General features: G+C 64.0%; 18 protein-coding genes and 1 pseudogene. 17 read left to right on the top strand and 2 right to left on the bottom strand.

Features of this window, described 5'->3' with window-relative positions; translation table 11 throughout:
* The first annotated feature begins 333 nt into the window (after positions 1-333).
* From EO99_RS0121220 to exoR, 5 genes and pseudogenes are all read left to right on the top strand, one after another.
* Complete coding sequence (locus tag EO99_RS0121220; RefSeq protein ID WP_029620586.1) at positions 334-984, top strand: protein-L-isoaspartate O-methyltransferase family protein; 651 nt, start codon at positions 334-336, stop codon at positions 982-984.
* Positions 985-1,164: 180 nt separating this feature from the next.
* On the top strand, positions 1,165-1,947 hold the full coding sequence (locus EO99_RS0121215; RefSeq protein WP_029620585.1) for a PopZ family protein: 783 nt from the start codon (positions 1,165-1,167) through the stop codon (positions 1,945-1,947).
* 51 nt (positions 1,948-1,998) lie between these two features.
* Positions 1,999-4,976, top strand: a pseudogene (locus EO99_RS0121210) (valine--tRNA ligase).
* Between the two features lie 349 nt (positions 4,977-5,325).
* The gene (locus EO99_RS0121205; protein ID WP_029620583.1) at positions 5,326-6,576 is read left to right on the top strand and encodes an OmpP1/FadL family transporter; all 1,251 of its coding nucleotides are present in this window, start codon (positions 5,326-5,328) and stop codon (positions 6,574-6,576) included.
* A 486-nt stretch (positions 6,577-7,062) separates the two neighbouring features.
* Positions 7,063-7,839 carry an exopolysaccharide production regulator ExoR gene (gene exoR / locus EO99_RS0121200; RefSeq protein WP_280949653.1) on the top strand — a complete coding sequence of 259 codons (777 nt, stop codon included), beginning with the start codon at positions 7,063-7,065 and terminating at the stop codon, positions 7,837-7,839.
* Positions 7,840-7,852: 13 nt separating this feature from the next.
* On the opposite strand, the gene xth is transcribed toward exoR, so the two are convergent.
* A complete protein-coding gene (xth, locus tag EO99_RS0121195) occupies positions 7,853-8,647 on the bottom strand; it encodes an exodeoxyribonuclease III (protein ID WP_029620581.1) in 795 nt (264 codons plus the stop codon).
* 76 nt (positions 8,648-8,723) lie between these two features.
* The gene (gene erpA, locus EO99_RS0121190) at positions 8,724-9,056 is read right to left on the bottom strand and encodes an iron-sulfur cluster insertion protein ErpA (RefSeq protein ID WP_029620580.1); all 333 of its coding nucleotides are present in this window, start codon (positions 9,054-9,056) and stop codon (positions 8,724-8,726) included.
* Positions 9,057-9,185: 129 nt separating this feature from the next.
* Between erpA and EO99_RS0121185 the strand changes: the two genes are divergently transcribed.
* The 12 genes from EO99_RS0121185 to surE all read left to right on the top strand — a co-directional run bounded on the left by EO99_RS0121185 (position 9,186) and on the right by surE (position 23,076).
* Complete coding sequence (locus tag EO99_RS0121185; protein ID WP_029620579.1) at positions 9,186-10,403, top strand: deoxyguanosinetriphosphate triphosphohydrolase; 1,218 nt, start codon at positions 9,186-9,188, stop codon at positions 10,401-10,403.
* 56 nt (positions 10,404-10,459) lie between these two features.
* Entirely contained in the window at positions 10,460-12,217 is a 1,758-nt protein-coding gene (gene argS / locus EO99_RS0121180; protein WP_029620578.1) for an arginine--tRNA ligase, read from the top strand.
* Between the two features lie 67 nt (positions 12,218-12,284).
* Entirely contained in the window at positions 12,285-15,338 is a 3,054-nt protein-coding gene (locus EO99_RS0121175; protein ID WP_029620577.1) for an SPOR domain-containing protein, read from the top strand.
* A gap of 105 nt (positions 15,339-15,443) precedes the next feature.
* Complete coding sequence (gene nagZ / locus EO99_RS0121170; protein WP_029620576.1) at positions 15,444-16,460, top strand: beta-N-acetylhexosaminidase; 1,017 nt, start codon at positions 15,444-15,446, stop codon at positions 16,458-16,460.
* 19 nt (positions 16,461-16,479) lie between these two features.
* Positions 16,480-17,319, top strand: a complete 840-nt coding sequence (locus tag EO99_RS0121165; protein ID WP_029620575.1) for a segregation and condensation protein A — start codon at positions 16,480-16,482, stop codon at positions 17,317-17,319.
* 70 nt (positions 17,320-17,389) lie between these two features.
* The gene (scpB, locus tag EO99_RS0121160) at positions 17,390-18,019 is read left to right on the top strand and encodes an SMC-Scp complex subunit ScpB (RefSeq protein WP_235776899.1); all 630 of its coding nucleotides are present in this window, start codon (positions 17,390-17,392) and stop codon (positions 18,017-18,019) included.
* 59 nt (positions 18,020-18,078) lie between these two features.
* A complete protein-coding gene (locus EO99_RS0121155) occupies positions 18,079-19,179 on the top strand; it encodes an ABC transporter ATP-binding protein (protein ID WP_029620573.1) in 1,101 nt (366 codons plus the stop codon).
* Between the two features lie 40 nt (positions 19,180-19,219).
* Positions 19,220-19,426: a twin-arginine translocase TatA/TatE family subunit gene (locus EO99_RS0121150; RefSeq protein ID WP_029620572.1), complete on the top strand. Its 207-nt coding sequence runs from the start codon at positions 19,220-19,222 to the stop codon at positions 19,424-19,426.
* Between the two features lie 32 nt (positions 19,427-19,458).
* Positions 19,459-20,145, top strand: a complete 687-nt coding sequence (gene tatB / locus EO99_RS0121145) for a Sec-independent protein translocase protein TatB (protein ID WP_029620571.1) — start codon at positions 19,459-19,461, stop codon at positions 20,143-20,145.
* Entirely contained in the window at positions 20,142-20,966 is an 825-nt protein-coding gene (gene tatC, locus EO99_RS0121140; RefSeq protein ID WP_029620570.1) for a twin-arginine translocase subunit TatC, read from the top strand. Before tatB ends, tatC begins: the two co-directional genes overlap by 4 nt.
* 53 nt (positions 20,967-21,019) lie before the next feature.
* Positions 21,020-22,300 (top strand): serine--tRNA ligase, encoded by a 1,281-nt coding sequence (gene serS, locus EO99_RS0121135; RefSeq protein ID WP_029620569.1) that lies wholly within the window; start codon positions 21,020-21,022, stop codon positions 22,298-22,300.
* Positions 22,300-23,076, top strand: coding sequence for a 5'/3'-nucleotidase SurE (gene surE / locus EO99_RS0121130; protein WP_029620568.1), 777 nt, complete (start codon positions 22,300-22,302; stop codon positions 23,074-23,076). The genes serS and surE overlap by 1 nt, the downstream gene beginning before the upstream one ends.

Below are 23,076 nucleotides of genomic sequence, written 5' to 3'. Positions count from 1 at the left end.
CAAAACCAGCGTCTGACGGCTCTTTGTTCAGAGCGGTCATTGAAAACACTACATGCTGTTCGGATTTGCAGTCCTCTGCGTCACCACTCCGCCACGAGGCCGTCCGGGGGTATAAAAGCGTGTGGTGGCGCGGCATTTAGAACGAATCGAAAGGCGGCGCAAGAGGGGATGGGCACGTCCCGTCGATTTCCGCAGGGGGCATGGCCGGGTGGCCGCGAAGTCGCGCTGTGGCGGGTTCAAGGTTTTTGAAGAGGAAGCCCGCCTGCGACTTGAAAGCGTTGCGGCAGCCCAGTAAAGACGGCACAGACAGGTCGAACCGGGACAGCCAAGATGATGGATTTCCAAGCCGCACGCACCAAGATGGTCGACAACCAGATCCGCACGACCGACGTCACCTCCTATTCGGTGCTCGAGGCCTTCCTGGCGGTTCCGCGCGAGGAATTCGTTCCGGCAAAGCTGAAGCCGCTCGCCTACATCGATGACGACATCGAGATCGCGCCGGGCCGCTACCTGATGGAAGCCTCGCCGCTCGCCAAGCTCCTGCAGCTGGCGCAGATCACCAAGGACGACGTCGTCCTCGAGATCGGCTGCGGCACAGGCTATGTTTCCGCACTTCTCTCGCTGATTGCCGGCTCCGTCGTCTCGATCGAATCCGACGAGGCGCTGGCCGCTCAGGCGATGGAAAAGCTGTCCACGCTCGGCTACGACAACGTCGCCGTCGTGCCGGGAGAAATGGAGCGGGGCTGTCCTGCGGAGGCGCCCTTTGACCTGATCTTCGTGAACGGCGCCATCGAAGAGGTGCCGGAAGCCCTGGTCGAGCAGCTGCGCGACGGCGGTCGTCTGGTGTCCGTCATCGGCTATGGCGCTGCTGCCCAGGCAAAGCGGCTGGTCAAGGAGCGCGGCAGCGTCTCCGACAGCGGCCACTTCAATGCCGGCGTCAAGCCGCTGCCCGGTTTCCGCCGCGCCAGAAGCTTCGTGTTCTAGAACCGGTCTCTGCCGCCCGTGTTGCGGTGTGACTGCGGGGACTCACCCGCGAACAAATCTGTGGGTCCGGCAAGGTCTTGTGAATACTGCGATTGTTTCCGTCTACGCCAGTGCCCTAAACTGTAGGCGATTCGAGTTCCGATACGCGAACCGATCGATCAGTCAGTTGCGGGGATGAAAATGGCTCAGCCAAATGTAGCGCGTGAACCGTCGATGGAAGAGATACTGGCGTCCATCCGCCGGATCATCGAGAGCAATGAGCCCCCGGCTGAGGACAGCCTGCAGCGTTCGCTTCCCCCGGTCTATGCCGAAGAGGATTTCGACGAGGAAGAGCTTGGCATGACCGCGGAAGTGGCTGCCAACGATCCGGGTCAGCCGGCCCATGCAGAACCCGCGCGCAGGCCTTTCAGCGAACCCGAGCCGGAGCGCTCGTTGTCGCTCGCCGATGTCGCAGCCCGCGTGCGTGCCGGTGCCGACCGTGCCTTCGACAACCGTCCCGGTCAGTTCCCGATGCCGGCTCCGGCCGTGGCCGCCTTTCCCGACCGTCCTGCCGTCCGCCAGCCGGAGCAGGTCGTGTCCTACCCGCAGCCCGAGCGGCTGATCGCCGAGCCGAGGCAGCAGCCGGTACGGGAAGAAGAGCCGGCTCCGGCCGTTACCGCTCCTGCCGAGCCCGTCCGGGCGCCGGTTGCAGCCGTTGCGGAACGCTCCGAGCCGCAGAGCCTGCCGGCAAGGATCGAATCCGCCGCAAGCCTGATGTCCGAAGAGGCCGGTGCCCAGGTGTCGCGCTCCTTCGGAGAACTTGCTGCGGCCTTCGACGGCATTCAGAACCGCTCGCTTGAGGATCTGGCGCAGGAGATGCTGCGGCCGATGCTGCAGGACTGGCTGGACGACAATCTGCCGACGCTCGTCGAGCGCCTCGTGCGGGAAGAAATCGAACGCGTCGCCCGCGGCCCGCGGCGCTGACACCGCGTCATTTTCGAGCAGGGGCCGCTCCGGTGACGGGGCGGCTTTTTTATTGACTCGTATTTCCCAGTCCTATTTACACCAACAACAAGAACTCCAGATCTGGTCGGAAAATGCTCGAAAAAACCTATGATTCCGCCGCCGTTGAGCCGAAAATCGCCGCTGCATGGGACGAGGCCGACGCATTTCGGGCCGGCGCCAATGCCAAGCCCGGCGCCGAGCCTTTCACCATCGTGATCCCGCCGCCGAATGTCACTGGCTCGCTGCACATGGGCCATGCGCTCAACAACACGCTGCAGGACATCATGGTGCGCTTCGAGCGCATGCGCGGCAAGGACGTGCTGTGGCAGCCGGGCATGGACCATGCCGGCATTGCGACGCAGATGGTGGTCGAACGGCAGCTGGCGGAGCGACAGCTGCCGGGTCGCCGCGAGATGGGCCGCGAGGCCTTCATCGACAAGATCTGGGAGTGGAAGGAAGAGTCCGGAGGACTGATCTTCAACCAGCTGAAGCGCCTCGGCGCATCCTGCGACTGGTCGCGCGAACGCTTCACCATGGATGAGGGGCTGTCGGAAGCCGTTCTTGAAGTCTTCGTAACGCTTTACAAGCAAGGGCTCATCTATCGCGGCAAGCGTCTCGTCAACTGGGATCCGCAGTTCGAGACGGCGATCTCCGACATCGAGGTCGAGAACCGCGAAGCCGACGGCCACATGTGGCACTTCAAGTACCCGCTGGCGGGCGGCGAGACCTATACCTACGTCGAGAAGGACGCCGACGGCAACGTCATCCTCCAGGAGGAACGCAACTACATCGCCATCGCCACCACGCGGCCGGAGACGATGCTGGGTGATGGTGCGGTCGCCGTCCATCCCTCCGACGAACGTTACGCCTCGATTGTCGGCAAGCTCTGCGAAATTCCGGTCGGGCCGAAGGCGCATCGCCGGCTGATTCCGATCATCACCGATGAATACCCGGATCCGACCTTCGGCTCCGGCGCCGTCAAGATCACCGGCGCCCACGATTTCAACGACTATCAGGTCGCCAAGCGCAACAACATTCCGCTCTACCGCCTGATGGATGGCACCGCGTCGATGCGCCAGGACGGCGAGCCCTACGCCGCCTGCGCGGCACAGGCGCAGGCGATTGCAACCTCCGGCAGACTGCCTTCGGAAGCCGAGGTCGACGACATCAACCTGGTGCCGGAGGAGTATCGCGGTCTTGATCGCTACGCCGCCCGCAAGCTGATCGTCGAGGCGATCAATGCCGATGGTCTGGCGGTCACCGTCAAGGACGACGAGGGCAACGACATTCCCTATGTCGAGAACAAGAAGATCATGCAGCCCTTCGGGGACCGCTCCAATGTCGTCATCGAGCCGATGCTGACCGACCAGTGGTTCGTCGATGCCGAAACGCTCGCCCAGCCGGCCATCGCCTCGGTGCGCGAGGGGCGCACGAACTTCGTGCCCAAGAACTGGGAAAAGACCTATTTCGAATGGATGGAGAACATCCAGCCCTGGTGCATCTCGCGCCAGCTCTGGTGGGGCCACCAGATCCCGGCCTGGTACGGCCCGGACGGCCAGGTCTTCGTCGAGAAGACCGAGGAAGAGGCGCTGCACGCGGCCATCCAGCATTATATCGCCCACGAAGGCCCGATGAAGGCCTACGTCGAGGACCTGCTGGAGAACTTCCGCCCGGGCGAGATCCTGACGCGCGACGAGGATGTGCTCGACACCTGGTTCTCGTCGGCCCTCTGGCCCTTCTCGACGCTCGGCTGGCCGCAGCAGACGAAGGAGCTGGAGAAATACTATCCGACCAGCGTGCTGGTCACCGGCTTCGACATCATCTTCTTCTGGGTCGCCCGGATGATGATGATGGGCCTGCACTTCATGAAGGACGAGGCCGGCAATCCGGTCGAGCCCTTCCACACGGTCTATGTGCATGCGCTGGTTCGCGACAAGAACGGCCAGAAGATGTCGAAGTCGAAGGGCAACGTCATCGATCCGCTGGAGCTGATCGACGAATATGGTGCCGACGCGCTGCGCTTCACGCTGGCCATCATGGCGGCGCAGGGCAGGGACGTGAAGCTCGACCCCGCCCGTATCGCCGGCTATCGCAACTTCGGCACGAAGCTCTGGAACGCGACGCGTTTTGCCGAGATGAACGGCGTGAAGCGCGATCCGCATTTCATCCCGGAGACGGCGACGCTCACCATTAACCGCTGGATCCTCACCGAGCTTGCCGGCACCATCCGCGATGTCACCGACGCGATCGAGGGTCAGCGCTTCAACGACGCGGCGAGCTCGCTCTACCGTTTCGTCTGGAACCAGGTCTGCGACTGGTACCTGGAGCTCCTGAAGCCGATCTTTTCCGGCGAGGACGAAAAGGCGAAGGCGGAGGCGCAGGCCTGCGCGGCCTATGTTCTGGAAGAAATCTACAAGCTGCTGCATCCCTTCATGCCGTTCATGACGGAGGAGCTCTGGTCACACACCGAAAGCCGCGACACGCTGCTATGCCATGCCGACTGGCCGGCTCCCGAGTTCACCGACGACGCGGCCGCAGCGGAAATCAACTGGCTGGTGGATCTCGTCTCCGGCCTGCGGTCAGCCCGGGCAGAGATGAACGTCCCGCCGTCGGCGGTGGCGCCGCTCATCGTCGTGGGCGCCAGTGACACCACGGAGGCCCGCCTCAAGCGCCACGATGCCGCCATCCGCCGGATGGCCCGCGTGCAGAGCATCGAGATGGCCGCGGCGGCTCCGAAGGGGGCAGCCCAGGTCGTCGTCGGCGAAGCGGTCGCCTGCCTGCCGCTCGGGAATCTGATCGACCTCTCGGCCGAAAGGGCGCGCATCGAGAAAGCGATCGGAAAGGTCGAGGCGGAGCGGGAACGCATCGGCAAGAAGCTCGCAAACGAAAAATTCGTCCAGAATGCCGATCCGGAGGTGGTTGCCGCCGAGCGAGAGCGCCACGCGGAGCTCGAGGTGCAGTTGAACAGCCTGAGGACTGCGGTGCAGAGAATCGCCGAAGCAGGCTGAGCTTCCTCTATGAATCTGGCGGCCCCGGAGCGCAGATCGGCGCTGCGGGGCCGTTTGTTGTCGTGTGGCGTCGGCGAATGCAATAGGTTCCCGCATGGGTCAATCGCTTGACGCAATGTTGCCACAATGGCACAGGGCGCAGGCTGCGTAGAATGAAATTCCAGAAATTGCGCCATATGTGGCGATAGTAGGAAGAGTTTTGCGGAGAAGCCCGGAAAAACAGGTGTTCCAGCCAAGGTTACGTAAATATGACGTAGCCCGCAGGGTAAGGCGGCGAATTTCGGAAAGTTGTCATTTACCTAACTGCATCTACACTCGCGCCCATCACATACCGGGAGGTGGGAGAAGAATGAAAAAGACGCTTATTTCCAAAGGGATTCTGGCACTTGCTGCAAGCTGCGCCCTGACATCGACGGCTCTGGCGGGAGGCCTTGAGCGCGGCGGTTACAACATCGACCTGCTGTTCGACGAGGGACGCTTTGCAGCCGAGTCTGCGGTGACATTCGTTGCGCCGCAGCGTGAGCTGAAGAACGTGCGGGACGTGGATACGACAACCGGCGCTGGCACTGCCGGGGGGGGCGATCTCAACGACTTGCCGAATTCCGCAGATGGCAGCGAGAGCTATTGGGTCCCGCGGATTGGCGCGAAAGCCGCGATCGGCGACGCTGCCGACTGTATGTTCGATTACTCCGAGCCATGGGGCGCCCACAAGAATCAGGGCCGGAACTGGGCTGGTGCGAATGAAGACATCGAGACAAAGGTTGAAAGCCGGAACTACGCGGTCACCTGCTCCTACCGTTTTGACGCAGGCCCGGGACAGCTTCGACTGATCGGTGGCACGTTCTATCAGGAAGTATACGGTTTCCAGGAGCGGCTGGTGCAGGAGTTCCCCGCTGGCTTTGCCCTTTCCGGCGTAGGCCGCCTGGATCTTGAGGGCGATGGCTGGGGTTGGCGCGCTGGCGTTGCCTACGAGATTCCGGAGTACGCCTTCCGGGCTAGCCTCGTTTATAACAGCGAGGTGAAACTGGACGACATCACCGGCACGCTTGATCTGTCACAGGTCAACGGGACACCTGCATTTGGTGTGCACGGCGCTCAGAACATGCCTGACGTAATCGAGTTGAAGGTCCAGTCCGGCATTGCCCCCGATTGGTTGGCGTTCGGCTCCGTGAAGTGGACGGACTGGAGCCAGTTCCAGAAGGTGCGGTTCTACTGCGATAATCTGGCATCCTTTGCCGGTTGCGCCCAGCCTGGTGGGGTCACTTCCCTCGACCTCGGCTACCGTGACGGCTGGACCGTATCCGGTGGCGTCGGTCACAAGTTCAGCGAACAGTGGAGCGGTGCCGTCAGCGTCACCTGGGACCGTGGAACGTCGCAGGACTTCGGAACCCAGACGGACACCTGGACACTGGGCGTCGGCGCGGCCTACGCCCCGACGAAGAACGTCGAGTTCCGGGTCGCTGGTGCTCTTGCCCTGCTGACCGGGGGCAGCTCCAACACCGTGGTGATCGATGGCCAGACCTATGGCCAGCGTGCGAACTACACGTTCGACGATGACCTTGCGGCCGGCATCTCGACCTCTCTGAAGGTCCGGTTCTAGTCGTTCGAACATTCGAGACGTGAAGGCCCGGCCGCTGTGCCGGGCTTTTTTTATGGAGGGATGCCCGACTGCTTCTCCTGTGGCCGAGTTTCTTGTGACGATTTGGCAACACATCTCTGGCAGAGTCGGCGGCGCATCTCGCAGGGGCAAATCTGTCCATTTCCCGCCACAAACGGGGAGCAGCGATGGGGGCGAAAGAGGCGGGCCACGGGGGTGGCGCGCCTGTGTTGGAGTATCATGGGCGGGAATTCACAGCAAAAGCCAAGCGTTGCGCCGGTAGGCGACATGCGGGGGCCATTTACGGGCCGGAGACGGCCGCAGATGCGCCACGTCCTAGTCTCGCCGAAAAGCGCCTGTAGTGTCTGGCGCAGTCTTCGAGACCGGCCTTCGAATTCCGGACCGATGAGATATGGCTGTGGTGCGCACCCGTCCAGAGTGCCCCAGCCGATGACCGGAAGAGCGTGAACGATGTCTGGTAAGGGATCCATGAGAGTATTGCTGCTGGGGGCGTCATTGGCCTCCATCGTGATCATGACCGGCTCTGCCGCCGCCTTCGACATCAACTCGGGGGTGACGCGGGAATCCGGGCCGTTTGACCTCTTCAAGTTCGGCTTCAAGGCCTACAAGAACGGTCAGAAGGAAGAGGCCGTCGAGGCCTACCGTTATGCGGCGGAGAAGGGTCACACCGGCTCGCGCTGGGCTCTGGCCAACATGTACGCCTATGGCGACGGCGTGGCGAAGGACGATTTCGAGGCCTTCAAGATCTACAACGAGATTGCGGCGGCCGGCATCGAGCCGGGCTCGGAGGACACCGGCTTCTTCGTCAACGCGCTGCTTTCGCTGGCCGGCTATTATCGGGACGGGATTGCCGGCAGCCCGGTCAAGCGTGACCTCTCCCAGGCGCGTCAGCTGTACTTCCAGGCCGCCTCGGCCTTCGGCGTCTCCGAAGCGCAGTTCCAGCTTGCCAAGATGATCCTGGCCGGTGAGGGCGGTGCGCAGAACGTCCATCAGGCCAAGAAATGGCTGAACCAGGCCCGCAAGGGCGGTCATGCCGGCGCCATGGCGGTCTTCGGCGATGTGCTCTTCCAGGAGGGGCAGACGGTCCGCGGACTGGCATTCCTGACGGCGGCACTCGACCGCTGCGGCCCCAAGGACTGCGGCTGGATGCAGCAGCTTCAGGAGCAGGCCTTCTCGGTGGCCAACGAGGAGGAGCGTCGCGTCGCGGTCGCCCTCTCGCAGGAATTCAGCCACGCCGTCGAATAGCGGCCTGACGAGGTCAGGCCGCCTCGAAGTCGAACAGTGCCGTCACCGGCACATGGTCTGACGGCTTCTCCCAGCCCCGCACATGCTTTTCGATCGTGGTCGAGCGCAGCTTGTCGGCCGCCTCCGGCGACAGCAGCATGTGATCGATGCGGATGCCGTTGTTCTTCTGCCAGGCGCCCGCCTGATAGTCCCAGAACGTATAGAGCTTGGTGGCGTCGCTGGTGGCCCGCACGGCCTCCGTCAGCCCCAGGCTCTCCAGGCGCCGGAAGGCGGCCCGTGTCTCCGGCAGGAACAGTGCATCGCCGGCCCAGACGGCAGGGTCGAAGCAGTCGTGCGGCTCGGGGATGACGTTGTAGTCGCCGGCGAGAATCAGCGGCTCTTCCAGCAGCAGGCAGTTGGCGGCGTGCTGGCGCAGGCGCTCCATCCACTTCAGCTTGTAGGGATATTTCACCGGGTCGTCGGCCGGATTGCCGTTCGGCAGATAGATGGAGGCGACGCGGATGACACCGCCGCGAACGGAGTAGACGCCCTCGATGTAACGGGACTGATCGTCGCCGTCGCCTTCCGGCAGGCCACGGATCACCTCGTCCGGCCGGATCTTCGAGAGCAGCGCCACACCGTTGAAGCCCTTCTGGCCGTGCGTCTCGACGTGATAGCCCAGGGCTTCGATCTCCAGGCGCGGGAAGTTCTCGTCGACTGACTTGATCTCCTGCAGGCAGACGATGTCTGGCGCGGAATCGCTCAGCCACTGGCGCAGGCTGTCGATCCGCGCCTTCACCCCGTTGATGTTCCATGTGGCGATCTTCATCGGCTGTCCGCTCCTGTTGTCGCCATCCTTTTAGCGAACACCGCGGGCTTTGAAAGCCCGATATGACGGCAGGCCGTCAGACGGAGAAGCTTGTGCCGCAGCCGCAGCTGGCAACCGCATTGGGATTCTTGATCTGGAACGACTGGCCGAGCAGATTGTCGACGAAGTCGATTTCGGAGCCTTCCATGTAGACGAGCGACAGGCTGTCGATCAGCACCTTGGCATCGCCATTGGCGATGATCACATCGTCGGCATCCGGAGTTTCGGCCAGGTCGAACTTGTAGGAGAAGCCGGAGCAACCGCCGCCTTCCACCGAGACGCGCAGCGCCTGTTTGCCGGCTTCGCCTGCAACGATCTGGGAAATGCGCTTTGCCGCGGCATCCGAAAGGGTGACATTGGGTGTCGTCATGTCGTCTCCTGCCGAGTTTAAGGCTCGGGTAAGGTTGGTAGTCTCGGCTGGCGCCGGATTGCACTATAGGTATGAACCCTTAAATGGCACGTCAATGGGCGACGTAAGCAGAGAGGCCAGGCAGGACGCATGACGATTGATAGGCAGGCACTGGGCTATGGCAGCGGTGACAAGGCGCCCTTCGCAACAGATCCCTGGGCGTCGCGCGGGCGCCTGTTCCCGGAGGGCGGCAGCCTCACCCGCTCCGAATTCCAGCGCGACCGCGACCGGATCGTGCATGCCACCGCCTTCCGGCGGCTGAAGCACAAGACGCAGGTCTTCATCAGTCCGGACGGCGACCATTTCCGCACCCGCCTGACCCATACGATCGAGGTTGCACAGATCGCCCGTGCGCTGGCCCGCGCGCTGAAGCTCGACGAGGATCTGGCCGAGGGCGTGGCTCTCGTCCACGATTTCGGCCACACGCCCTTTGGCCACACCGGCGAGGACGCGCTCGATGAGGTGCTGCAGCCCTATGGCGGCTTCGATCACAATGCCCAGTCTCTGCGCATCGTCACCAAGCTCGAGCGGCGCTATGCCGATTTCGACGGGCTCAATCTCACCTGGGAGACGCTGGAGGGCCTCGTGAAGCACAACGGTCCGCTGCTGACGCCGGAGGGCGAGGGAACGCGCGGCCCGGTGCCCCAGCCGATCCGCGACTACTGCCAGCTCTACGATCTGGAGCTTGCAAGCTTTGCGAGCCTGGAGGCCCAGGTGGCGGCGATCGCCGACGACATCGCCTACAACACCCATGACATCGACGACGGCCTGCGCGCCGGCTACCTGACCTTCGACATGCTGGAGGACGTGCCGTTTCTCGCCGGCCTGATGCAGGAGGTCCGTGACCGCTATCCGCATCTGGAGCCCAGCCGCTTCACCCACGAGATGATGCGTCGGCAGATCACCCGCATGGTCGAGGACGTCATCGGCTATGCGCAGCAGAGCCTGAGCGAGGTGAAGCCGCGGTCGGTCTCGGAGGTGCGCGGCTGCGGTCGGGTGCTCGCCACGTTTTCGCCGGAGATGGCCGAGACGGACCGGTTGATCAAGAAGCTCCTGTTTTCGCATATCTACCGCCATCCGGAGATCATGCGCATCCGCACTGGTGCGGCCCAGATCGTCACGGATCTGTTCGGCGCCTATCTGGCGGATCCATCGCTGATGCGCAGCCACTACTGGGTGGAGCACATGGCCGGGCTATCGCCGCCGGCGCGGGCCCGTCATGTGGGCGACTATCTGGCCGGCATGACCGATTCCTATGCGGTTCGTGCGCATGGCGAGTTGTTTGACCGGACTCCCGATTTGCGTTAGGCAGCGCCCCAACAACAACGGCTTTCCAAGGGTCCGCCTGGCGCGGGAATGATGATATGAATCTCTTTGCCGACTTCGAGACGAGAATCGAAAATGCGCTCGAATCCATCGATCTGATCAAGGAGAAGCGCAGCGAGGTCGATTTCGCCCGCGTGGCCGTCGAACCCCCGCGAGATCCGAGCCACGGCGATATCGCCACCAACGCCGCCATGGTGCTCGCCAAGCCGCTCGGCACAAATCCGCGCGCGCTGGCGGAGTTGATAGTTGCGCGCTTGAAGGAAGACCCGGATGTCGTCGATCTGTCCATCGCCGGTCCCGGGTTCATCAACATCCGACTGTCCAAAGAGTACTGGCAGCGGCTGTTGGCCGCAGTCATCCGGCAGGGAACCGATTACGGCCGCTCGACCGTCGGCGCCGGGCGCAAGACCAACGTCGAATATGTCTCCGCAAATCCGACTGGTCCCATGCATGTCGGCCATTGCCGCGGCGCGGTCGTCGGTGACGCCCTGGCCAACCTGATGGGTTTTGCCGGCTACGAGGTCACGAAGGAATACTACATCAACGACGCCGGCAGCCAGATCGACGTCCTGGCCCGTTCCGTCTTCCTGCGCTACCGCGAGGCGCTCGGCGAAAACATCGGCGAGATCCCGGCGGGGCTTTATCCCGGCGATTACCTCGTGCCGGTCGGCAAGGCGCTCGCCGAAGAATTCGGCGTGCGGCTTCACAACATGCCCGAAGACGACTGGATGCCGCTCGTCAAGGACCGGGCCATCGACGCGATGATGGTGATGATCCGCGAGGATCTGGAGGCGCTGAACGTCCACCACGACGTCTTCTTCTCGGAACGGACGCTGCATGCGGAGGGCGCCCAGCGGATCCGCGCCGCCATCAACGACCTGACGTTCAAGGGGCACGTCTACCGTGGCTCGCTGCCGCCGCCGAAGGGGCAGGTGCCGGAGGACTGGGAGGATCGCGAGCAGACCCTGTTCCGGTCCACGGAGGTCGGCGACGACATCGACCGGCCGCTGATCAAGTCGGACGGAAGCTACACCTATTTCGCTGCCGACGTGGCCTACTTCAAGGACAAGTTCGACCGCGGCTACGACGAGATGATCTATGTCCTCGGCGCCGATCACGGCGGCTACGTCAAGCGCCTGGAGGCGCTGGCGCGGGCGATTTCGGACGGCAGCGTCAAGCTCACGGTGCTGCTCTGCCAGCTCGTGAAGCTGTATCGAAATGGTGAACCCGTGAAGATGTCGAAGCGCTCCGGCGATTTCGTCACCCTGCGCGAGGTGGTGGATGAAGTGGGCCGTGATTCGGTCCGCTTCATGATGCTTTACCGCAAGAGCTCGGAGCCTCTGGATTTCGATTTCGCCAAGGTGACCGAGCAATCGAAGGATAATCCGGTCTTCTACGTGCAGTATGCCCATGCCCGCTGCATGTCGGTCTTCCGCCAGGCCCGCGAGGCATTTCCGGACGTTGATATTGATTCCCTTGATCTTTCCGAATTGGCCAAGGACATCGTCGACGACAACGAGATTCAGCTGATCGGAAAGCTGGCCGAATATCCCCGCGTCGTCGAGGCTGCGGCACAGTCGCAGGAGCCGCATAGACTTGCATTTTACCTCTACGATCTGGCAAGCTTCTTCCACGCTCACTGGAATAAGGGCAAGGATCAGCCTGAATTACGATTTGTTAATGATAAGAACCGAGAATTGAGCATTGCCAGACTTGGGCTGGTGCGCGCGGTCGCCTCCGTTTTGAAGTCGGGATTGTCCATTACGGGCACTGCCGCACCGGATGAAATGCGGTAGTTGCGCCACCATTTCCCCACAAAGCGCTGGCAATGCCCTGAGTAGATGTAGGTGGGTGGACGAGGTAATGGCAGACAACAACCTTGCGCGTAACCGGAATGACGGTCCGGACTTCTTTGCTGACGATGACCCGTTGGCAGAGCTTGCCCGGATTGTCGGTTATGACGAGCGTCTGGTCCCCAAGCCACCCGTCGCGGATCGCCGCGAGCCTGCCTTCAATCTTGAAGACGAACTCCTGAGGGAATTCGAGCGTTACGAGGCGCCGCGTCCGCACCAGTCCTCCGTTGCCGCTACCGACGCGGTTTCTCCGCCCGAGGCCTTCGATGCGCCGGACCAGTTCCAGGACGTGGCAGAACAGCCGTCCGAGGTCCCCGCCGAACCGGTCTTCGTGGAGCAGCCGTCCTTCGACGACCAGCCGTCGCCTGCCGTAGAACCTACCGTCGACGCCGCACCCGCACTCGACGCGGAGACCTCCTTCGATATCGCACCAGACGATCAGGATTTCTTCCTTGCGTCGGGCGAGGCCGACCTGCAGGTCGACGACGTTCAGCCGGAGCCGGTCCATGCGCCGGATGAAGCCGTCTGGAGCGACGCGACCTCGCAGGCCATTGCTGCGCCGGTTGACACCCTTGCTGCCGACGCTGTTGCGGCAGATGAGGCCGTGCTCCCCGCAGAGATTGTCCCGGAACAAGACACAGCCGAACCGACCTTCGATCTCTCCGATGAAGTCGAACTGTCCATCGGTGCCTCGGATGCATTGGCGCCTGTCCAGGAAGCGCAGCTTTCTGCGGCGCGCAAGCCGATCTATACCCCCGGCTTTCGCATGCCGCTGGCGAACTTCAACCCGGTGAGGGAGCCGGCACGCGCGGTGTCTTCGCCCGCAGACGCCGTTTCTCGCATCGAACCCGTCCTCGGTGCGTCCGGCGACATCCGGCAGGAGCCATCATTTGGCGAACCTCAGCCTTCGATGGCGGCATTCGAGCCGGTGCCGTCGATTGATGACGTCTCTGTGGCGCCAGAGCCGGTAGCCGCTCCCGATGATCATGTTCGCTCGACCGAAACCACGGCCGATTTGGACGAATTGCCTGATTTCGATGTTCTCGCCGGCGACACGGCAGACGGAGTTTACGCACACGCCAAACCCTCCGGCCCGATGATTTCGGAGCCGCGCTGGGATATGCCGTTCGATTTCCGCGACGACGCTTTCAGTGAAAGCCTGCAGCGCAAGCCTGCCCAGCCGGCGCAAGCCCTGGTGCAGCCGGCGGCCGTCGATCCGATGCTCGATGAAGATTTCGAGCTGGCGCTCGACGATCTCGAACTTGACCTGACGGACATCCTGTCGGACGAGGACCTGCACGCCTTCGAAGAGCCGAAGCCGGCCGCGGCACCTGCAGCCGTATCCGCACCGGTTCAGCCGCAGCGCTTCACCGCATCCTGGTCACCGGTGGCACGGGTCGTTCCGACGCCGTCCGCTGTTGCCGCGGCGCCCGCACCGGCACCCTATGCAAGCGCATTGACCCCGCCGACTTCCATCCCGCAGCCGCCGACGCCGATGGCAGAGCCTCTGGTGCCCGCCTTCACGGCTGAGACCGCTCCGAGCCTGGCTTTCGATCCGGGACTGATCTCCGAGACGGAAGAGCAGCCCGAGCCTGTATTCGACCTGAATGTTCCCGACCTTCAGGCCGCGGAGCAGGAGCCCGCACCGGTCTACCGCAACGACTACGACTTCGACATCGATGCCGAGCTTGCATCCCTGCTGCAGCCGGTCGCCGCAGATGCCGCCGAGGCAGCCGAACCCATCGAGACCGCTCCTGCGGAGCCGGTGCCGCAGTCTGCGGCTCCGTCCGGCTATCTTGATCTCGACGACTTCGAGCGCGCCCTGGAACAGGACTTTCGCCGCAGCCTGACCAATCCGCTGCCAGCCCAGTCGAACGCGGAAAGGCTCTCTGCCCGCTCCGACGGCGCGCTTGCCGAAAGCCCGCGCCGCTCGATGGCCGCCTTTGCGATGCCGCTGGCCATTGCCGGCGTCGTTATTGCCGGCGGATCGGTCGCCTATGCGCTGTTTGGCGGAGACAGCAGCTCGATCGCCGCCAATGGCGAGCCGATCGTGATCGCGGCCGACACCAGCCCGGTGAAGGTCCTCCCGGCCAATCCCGGCGGGAAGACTGTCCCGAACCAGGACAAGGCTGTCTACGACCGTGTCGCGGGCGACGTGCCTGCGGCGCCCATGCAGGAAGCCTTGATTTCCGCCAGCGAGGAGCCGGTGGACGTCGTGCAGAAGACGCTGATGACCGACCAGCTGCCGCTGGAAGGGGAAAGCACCGCCGAGCTGGCCAGTGCCTCCGATTCTCCGTATCGCGAGGATCGCCTCACGCCTGACGCGCAGCAGGCAGACCTGCCGCCGGAAGCGTCCCAGTCCGTGTCGGTCATGCCGCGCCGGGTCAAGACGATGATCGTGCGCCCTGACGGGACACTCGTGGAGCAGGAAGTCGCTGCCCCGGTCGAGCCGACGGTACAGGCGTCGATCCCGGTCGAGACCCAGAAGGTCGCGGCAGCTTCGGTCAAGAACGTCGAGATCGCCTCCATTCCTGATGCCCCGATCGCTGGGTCCGATGCGTCGGAGCAGGGGCAGGCGTCGGGCATCGTGCCGGTGTCTGCGGATGCATCCGCCGACATGGCCGGCCTCGAGCTGGAGACCCCGGTTGCGGATCAGCCGTCGATTGCGGCTCCGATTCCAACCGCACGGCCCACGCGCCAGCCGGCAAACGTCGCGGCGGCTGTCGCCGATGAGGGCGCCGTCAGCACGGCCACAGTGCCGACGACGACTGCCGCACCACCGGCTGCTCCGCAGCAGACCCAGGTGGCGGCTCTTTCGCCAGGCGGTTACGCCATCCAGATCGCCTCGCTGCCGAGTGCCGCAGACGCGGAGAAGTCCTACCGGAACCTCTCTTCGAAGTTTGCCTCCGTTATCGGCGGTCGCGGTGTCGACATCCGCGCGGCCGAGATCGCCGGGAAGGGCACCTTCTACCGCGTCCGCATCCCGGCCGGCAGCAAGGCCGAAGCGGTGCAGCTCTGCGAAAGCTATCGTGCCGCTGGCGGAAGCTGCCTCGTCGCCAAATAGCCGCCAGGGACATGACCAATCGAACGGGGCCGGAAGGCCCCGTTTTCGTTTGGGTCGATCCCTGCCGGCATTCGCAATTTCCGCCGTGGCGCCTATCATCGCCGTATGACCGAATCAAAAGCACTGATCCTGGGGGCGGGCGGCCCCGTTCTTTCCGCCGACGAGATTGCCCTCTACCGCAACGAGCGGCCGTGGGGGTTCATCCTCTTTGCCCGAAACATCCAGGAGCCGTCCCAGATCGCAGATCTGGCGGCGGCCATGCGCGACACCGTCGGTCGGCCCGATGCCCCGGTGCTGATCGACCAGGAGGGCGGTCGCGTTCAGCGCATCCGCCCGCCGCTCGTCGAGAAATATCCGTCCGCTGCGGCACTCGGCGCGCTTTATCGACAGGATCGCGAGATGGGGTTGCGGGCTGCATGGCTGATGTCGCGCCTGCACGCCTTCGACCTCCTGAAGCTCGGGATCAATGTCGATTGCCTGCCGGTGCTCGACGTCCCGGTGGAGGGTGCGAGCAATGTCATCGGCGACCGCGCCTACGGCTTCGATCCGGTGACGGTATCGGACATGGGTAAGGCGGCGGCGGACGGCCTGACTTCCGGCGGCGTTCTGCCGGTGATGAAGCATATTCCCGGCCATGGCCGCGGCATGGCCGACTCCCATCACGATCTGCCGGTGGTGGCCGCCAGCCGCGCCGAACTCGAGGCCCACGACTTCCTGCCGTTCAGGGCGTTGAAGGACGAGTTGATGGCGATGAGCGCCCATATCGTCTTCACCGCGATCGATCCCGATCAGCCGGCGACGACCTCTCCCAGGGTGATCGAGGAGATCATCCGCGGATACATCGGCTTCGACGGCCTCTTGATGTCCGACGACACCTCGATGAACGCGCTGAAAGGGACGATCGGCGAGCGGGCTCGGCGAATAGCTGGGGGCGGATGCGATATCATCTTGCATTGCAACGGCGTGATGGAGGAAATGAAGGCCGTGGTCGCGGAGGCGCGTCCGCTGCAGGCCGAGGCCCTGCGGCGCGCCCGGCAGGTAGAGGCAGCCTTCGGCCCCGGCGATGGCTCCGATGAAACGGCGCTTCGCCAGGAATTCTGGGGGCTTCTCTACAGCTCCTGACCTGATGCATGAGGTGGGAATGGCAATGAACATCGCACCAGGCGCCATTCCGATGGACAAGCTCTGGCAGGAGGGTCCGGAGCGGGCAGCGGACGAGCCGGCGCTGATGATCGACGTCGGCGGCTTCGAGGGGCCGCTGGACCTGCTGCTGCATCTGGCCAGGTCGCAGAAGGTCGATCTAGCCAGGATTTCCGTCCTTGCGCTGGCCGAACAATATCTGCTGTTTGTCGACAGCGCCCGCCGCGTTCGCCTCGAACTGGCAGCCGACTATCTCGTCATGGCCGCATGGCTCGCCTTCCTGAAGTCGAAACTGCTCATCCCCCAGCAGGCGAAGGGCGACGATGGCCCCTCCGGCGAGGAAATGGCGGCAGCGCTCGCCTTCCGGCTGAAGCGGCTCGAGGCGATGCGCGAGGCGGCAACCCGCATCATCAACCGCAACCGCCTCGGCCGCGACGTCTTTGCCCGCGGCGCTCCGGAACACATCCCGCACCGCGTCCGCTCGGTCTACGACGCGAGCCTCTACGACCTCCTGTCCGCCTACGCCAACCTTCGCCAGCGCCAGGCCGTCACCCAGGTGACTATCGAGAGGCGCAAGGTCTGGTCGCTGTCGGATGCCCGCGAGCTGCTGACGCGCATGCTGGGCGAGGTGACCGACTGGACGGCGCTGCAGCGCTATCTTCTGGAATATCTGCCGCCGGCGGACCGGGTCACGGCCACCGCCAGCGCCTTTGCCGCATCCCTGGAGCTTGTCCGCGAGGGCAAGATCGAGATCCGCCAGGAGGGGGCGTTCCAGCCCATCTACTTGCGCAACGGCCAGCAGGGCCTGCCGGACCGGGAGACGGTCGTTGACACCTTCTGAGCATAACCCGGACGAGCAGACGGAGGACACGTCTTCTCCCCAGAGCTTCTCGCTCGCGGAGGCCGAGCGTATCGCGGAGGCGCTGGTCTTTGCGTCCGCCGAACCCGTCTCGGAAGACTTTCTGGCGGAACGACTGCCGCTCGGCGTGGACATCCCCGCGGTGATGGAGAGCCTCTCGTCTTTCTATGCCTCCCGCGGCGTCAACCTCATCCGCAGCGCAGACCGTTGGGCCTTCCGCACCGCCGCCGACCTGTCGTTCGTGATCCGAAAGGATGACAACGATGTCCGCAAACTGTCGCGCGCCGCGCTCGAAGTGCTCGCCATCATCGCCTATCACCAGCCGGTGACACGCGCCGAGATCGAGGATATCCGCGGCGTCCAGACGTCCCGGGGCACGCTGGACGTGCTGATGGAGGCAGGATGGGTCCGCTTCCGCGGCAGGCGCAGGACGCCCGGCCGTCCCGTCACGCTCGGCACGACGCCGGATTTCCTCGACCACTTCGGCCTGGAGGAACTGCGCGATCTACCGGGTCTGGAGGAACTGAAGGGTGCAGGCCTCCTGTCCGGGCGCATCCCGCCGAATTTCCAGGTTCCGCTTCCGGGCATGGGCGACGAGTTGCAGGATGACGAGGATCCCATCACCCAGATGGACCTCGAGGAACTGGGGCTCTTGACACCGGGCGGTGAAGAGGAGGAATGACGTCATCTTTTCGCGGGCGGGACAAGGCCCAAGGCACTAGCCCCAGCATCGAGCAAGTCATGACGCTTCCATCAGCACAACCGAGCGAAAGGACGCGGACGACGACCGGCGTGTCCTTCGCGTCGCGGTTGACGTTCGAAGACATCCATCACAGCTACCACGGTAAGCAGACGATCCGCGGCATTTCGCTGACGGCCGAGCCGGGCGAGGTGCTCTGCCTGCTCGGACCCTCGGGCTCGGGCAAGACGACGCTCCTGAGGATCGCGGCGGGCATCGAGGTGCAGGCGCAGGGCAGGGTGGTCATCGACGGACGCGAGGCCGCCGGCCCTTCCGTATTCCTCCCGCCGGAGAAGCGCGGAATCGGACTGATGTTCCAGGACTTCGCGCTCTTCCCGCACATGAGCGTGCTCGACAACGTGAGATTCGGGCTGACGGCTTTGCCGAAGCGCGAGGCCGTCGCCGCGGCGCAGGCGGCCCTGGAACGCGTCGGGCTGGCTCATTATGCCGCACAGTATCCGCATGCTCTCTCGGGGGGCGAGCAGCAGCGCGTGGCACTGGCGCGGGCATTGGCGCCACGGCCGGGCGTCCTTCTCATGGACGAACCGTTTTCCGGCCTCGATTCCCGGCTCAAGGATACGGTGCGCGCCGATACGCTGCAGATCCTGCGCGAAAGCCGGGCCACTGCGATCGTCGTGACCCATGACGCCGAGGAGGCGATGCGGATGGCGGATCGCATTGCCCTGCTGCGCGATGGTCGGCTGGTGCAGGTCGGCACGTCGGATCTGCTCTATCGGCAGCCGAAGGATCTCTTTGCCGCCGCCTTCTTCTCGGAGATCAATCAGTTCGACGGCAGGGTCCGCGACGGCGCGGTCGATACGCCGGTCGGCAGGGTTGCGGCACCGCAGTTTGCAGAGGGTACCGCGGTCTCGATCGCCGTGCGGCTTTCGGACGTGCGCGTCATGCCGCAGGGCGGCGAAATCGAGGCGCGAATCCGCTCCAGACGCTTCCTTGGCGTGATCGAACTTCTGGAACTGGCCGTGCCTGGCCGCGAGGAACCGCTGCGTGCCCGCGTCCGCGCCGACCTGCTGCCGACCGCTCTCGCAGATGTCACCGTGACGGTTCAGCCGCAGGACATTTTGGTGTTTGAAAAAGACGGCTAAACATCATACATCCAACGCATCCGAAATTAGGAGTTGAGTTATGGGTTCCTTCAGTGTTTGGCATTGGCTGATCGTTCTGGTCATCGTCCTCGTCCTGTTTGGCCGCGGCAAGATCCCGGAACTGATGGGCGACGTCGCCAAGGGCATCAAGAGCTTCAAGAAGGGCATCAGCGAAGACGACACTCCGGATCATGCCAAGACCGTCGATCACAAGCCGGAAGACACCAAGGAAAACACGCGGACCTGAGCACATGGTCTGGACCGCAGGAGCCTTGTTGAATGCTTGATATCGGCTGGACCGAGCTGCTCGTCGTTGGCATCATTCTGATCGTCGTCGTAGGTCCGAAGGATCTGCCGCCGATGCTGCGTGCATTCGGCAAGATGACCTCCAACCTGCGCAAGATGGCTGGTGAATTCCGCTCGCAGTTTGATGAAGCCTTGCGCGAGACGGAGATGGATGACGTCCGCAAGACGATCGCGGACGTGCAGAAGCTCAACCCGTCGAACGCATTGCGCGATGCGATCAATCCGCTGCGCCAGATGGGCAACGAGATCCGCACCGATATCGAAAAGGCGACGCGCGTCGACAAGCCGGCACAAGCGTCCGCCGGAGACGCCCCGCAGGTCGCCAAGCCGGATGTCGAGGCGCAGAAGACCGTGGAGGGCGTGATCCCGGCCGAGCAGCCTGCGCCCGTCTCGGTGCCTGCGCCTGCCATGACCCTGCCGTCGACGCCGCCATCCATGCCTGTCGCCCCGTCTCCGGCGACGGCCGACGCAGAGCCGGCCAAGGCGGCGCGCAAGTCTTCAAAGCCGGCCGCATCCGTTTCCGAGCCCGAGCCCGCGAAGGCCGCCAAGCCGAAGCGTACGCGCGCTGCCGCAACCGCGGTGGCTGAGCCCGCTCAACCCAAGCCGGCGCCGCGCAAGCGCCCCGCAAAGCAGGCCGAGACGCCGAAGGATGAAGCATGAGCGGTGACATCGACGACAAGCCGCAGCCGCTCCTGGAGCATCTGATCGAACTCCGCAAACGGCTGATCTGGTCCCTCGGCGCCTTCTTTCTCGCCTTCATCGTCTGCTTCTTCTTCGCCAAGGATCTCTTCAACTTCCTGGTCGTGCCCTACAAGTGGGCGGTGATCTGGGCCGACATGGATGTCAGCAAGTCGGAGCTGATCTATACGGCGCCGCAGGAATTCTTCTTCACCCAGGTGAAGGTCGCCATGTTCGGCGCCCTGGTCATCGCCTTTCCGGTGATCGCCTCGCAGGTCTACAAGTTCGTCGCCCCCGGCCTCTACAAGAACGAGCGGGCCGCCTTCCTGCCGTTCCTGATCGCGTCGCCGGTACTCTTCCTTCTGGGGGCGGCACTCGTCTACTTCTTCTTCACGCCGATGGTCATGTGGTTCTTCCTGGCCATGCAGCAGGCGCCGGAAGAGGGCGAGATGGCGATTTCGCTGCTGCCGCGGGTTTCGGAATATCTCAGCCTGATCATGACGCTCGTGCTGTCCTTCGGGCTGGTCTTCCAGCTGCCGGTGGTCACGACGTTGCTGGCGCGGGTGGGGATCCTGTCGAGCGACTGGCTCCGCGAGAAGCGCAAGTTCGCGATCGTCATCGCCTTCGTCGTTGCAGCCGTCCTGACGCCGCCCGATCCGCTTTCCCAGATCGGTCTTGCGCTGCCGACCATCCTTCTCTACGAAATTTCCATCTACGCCGCCCGATTCGTCGAGCGCAAACGCGCTGAGGAAGCTGTTGCCCAATCGGCCGCGTCGGACCTTTCCGAAACGGACGAGGCCTAAGGCTCTCCTGCCTTGCTTGCGAAGGTGGCGTTCCGCTCGAAAGGCCAGGGACGATGCTCGATATCAAGTGGATCCGCGACAATCCGGACATTCTCGACGAAGCGCTGAAGACGCGGGGGGCGGAGCCTGTCTCCGCCGCCCTGATCGCTCTCGACGATACCCGGCGGTCGGTCATCCAGAAGCTCCAGGACATGCAGTCCCGCCGCAATGCCGCCTCCAAGGAGATCGGCGCGGCGATGGCACAGAAGAACGCCGAGCTGGCCGACAGGCTGAAGGCGGAAGTCGCCGATCTCAAGGACACCATGCCCGCGGTGGAGCAGGACGAGCGCACCGCGATTGCGGCGCTCGAGGATGCCCTGTCGCGCCTTCCCAACATTCCGTTCGAGGACGTACCGGTCGGCAAGGACGAGCACGACAACGTCGTTGCCCGGGTGACCGGCGAGAAGCCGCGCTGGAATCATCAGGCCAAGGAGCACTTCGAAATCGGCGAAGCGCTCGGCATGATGGACTTCGACCGCGCCTCGAAGCTCTCCGGCAGCCGCTTCACCGTCCTCACCGGCCAGTTGGCCAGGCTCGAGCGGGCGCTCGGCCAGTTCATGATCGACCTGCACACCACCGAGCACGGCTACACAGAAGTGTCGTCGCCGCTGATGGTGCGCGACGAAGCGATGTTCGGCACCGGCCAGCTTCCGAAGTTCGCCGAGGACCTGTTCCGCACCACCGACGGCCGCTGGCTGATCCCGACGGCGGAAGTGACGCTGACCAATCTCGTCTCCGGCGAAATCCTCGATCAGGAGACGCTGCCGCTCCGGTTCACGGCGCTCACCCCGTCCTTCCGCTCGGAAGCGGGCTCGGCCGGCCGCGACACCCGCGGCATGCTGCGCCAGCACCAGTTCTGGAAGTGCGAGCTCGTCTCGATCACCGATGCCGAGAGCGCGGTGGCCGAGCATGAGCGGATGACCGCCTGCGCCGAAGAGGTGCTGAAGCGGCTCGGCCTGCATTTCCGCACCATGACGCTCTGCACCGGCGACATGGGCTTCAGCGCCCGCAAGACCTACGACCTCGAGGTCTGGCTGCCGGGCCAGGACGCCTTCCGCGAGATTTCGTCCTGCTCCGTCTGCGGCGATTTCCAGGGCCGCCGCATGAATGCCCGCTATCGCCGCAAGGACGACAAGGCCCTGAAGTTCGTTCATACTCTGAACGGCTCGGGCACCGCCGTCGGCCGCTGCCTGATCGCTGTCATGGAGAACTACCTCGAGGAGGACGGCTCGATCACCATTCCGGACGCGCTTCTTCCCTACATGGGTGGCCTCAAGAAGATCGAGCGCGCGTGATGCGGATCCTGCTGACCAATGATGACGGGATCCATGCCGAGGGGCTGGCCGTGCTGGAGCGCATCGCCCGGCAGCTCTCCGACGATGTCTGGATCGTTGCGCCCGAGACCGACCAGAGCGGCCTTGCCCATTCGCTGACGCTGTCGGAACCGCTGCGGCTTCGGCAGGTCGGCGACAAGCACTTCGCCCTGCGCGGCACCCCGACCGATTGCGTCATCATGGCGATCCGCGAAGTCATGCCGGAAAAGCCCGATCTGGTTCTCTCGGGCGTCAACGCCGGCGCCAACATGGCTGACGACGTCACCTATTCCGGGACGATTGCCGGCGCCATCGAGGGGACACTCCAGGGCGTTCGCTCCTTTGCGCTGAGCCAGGCCTCGCAGTACGACGGCGAGGGCGGCAAGGTGGTGCCCTTCGAAGTGGCCGAAGCCCATGCAGCCGGCCTCATCCGGCAGCTGAGCACCGTCGAATTGCCGGACGGCACCTTCCTCAACCTGAACTTTCCCAACTGCGGGCCGGACGATGTCGAGGGCGTCGCGGTCACCTCGCAGGGCAAGCTCGACTTCGGCCTGACGATCGACGCCCGTCGCGACGGTCGCGGCCTGCCTTACTATTGGCTGCGCTTCGGCGAACGCCAGGGGAACTTCCGCGACGGCACGGACATCCACGCGATCAAGCACAACAAGATTTCCGTCACGCCGCTGAAGCTCGACCTCACCGACTATTCGGTGCAGGATCGCGTCGCGGATGCGCTTGGATTTGGAGTTGCCGATTGA

The organism is Pseudorhizobium marinum (assembly GCF_000705355.1).
In the GTDB taxonomy this organism is placed as follows: Bacteria; Pseudomonadota; Alphaproteobacteria; order Rhizobiales; family Rhizobiaceae; genus Neorhizobium; species Neorhizobium pelagicum.
The sequence above is the reverse complement of the archived record's forward strand: the minus strand, read 5'-3'. Positions and strand labels throughout refer to the sequence as shown.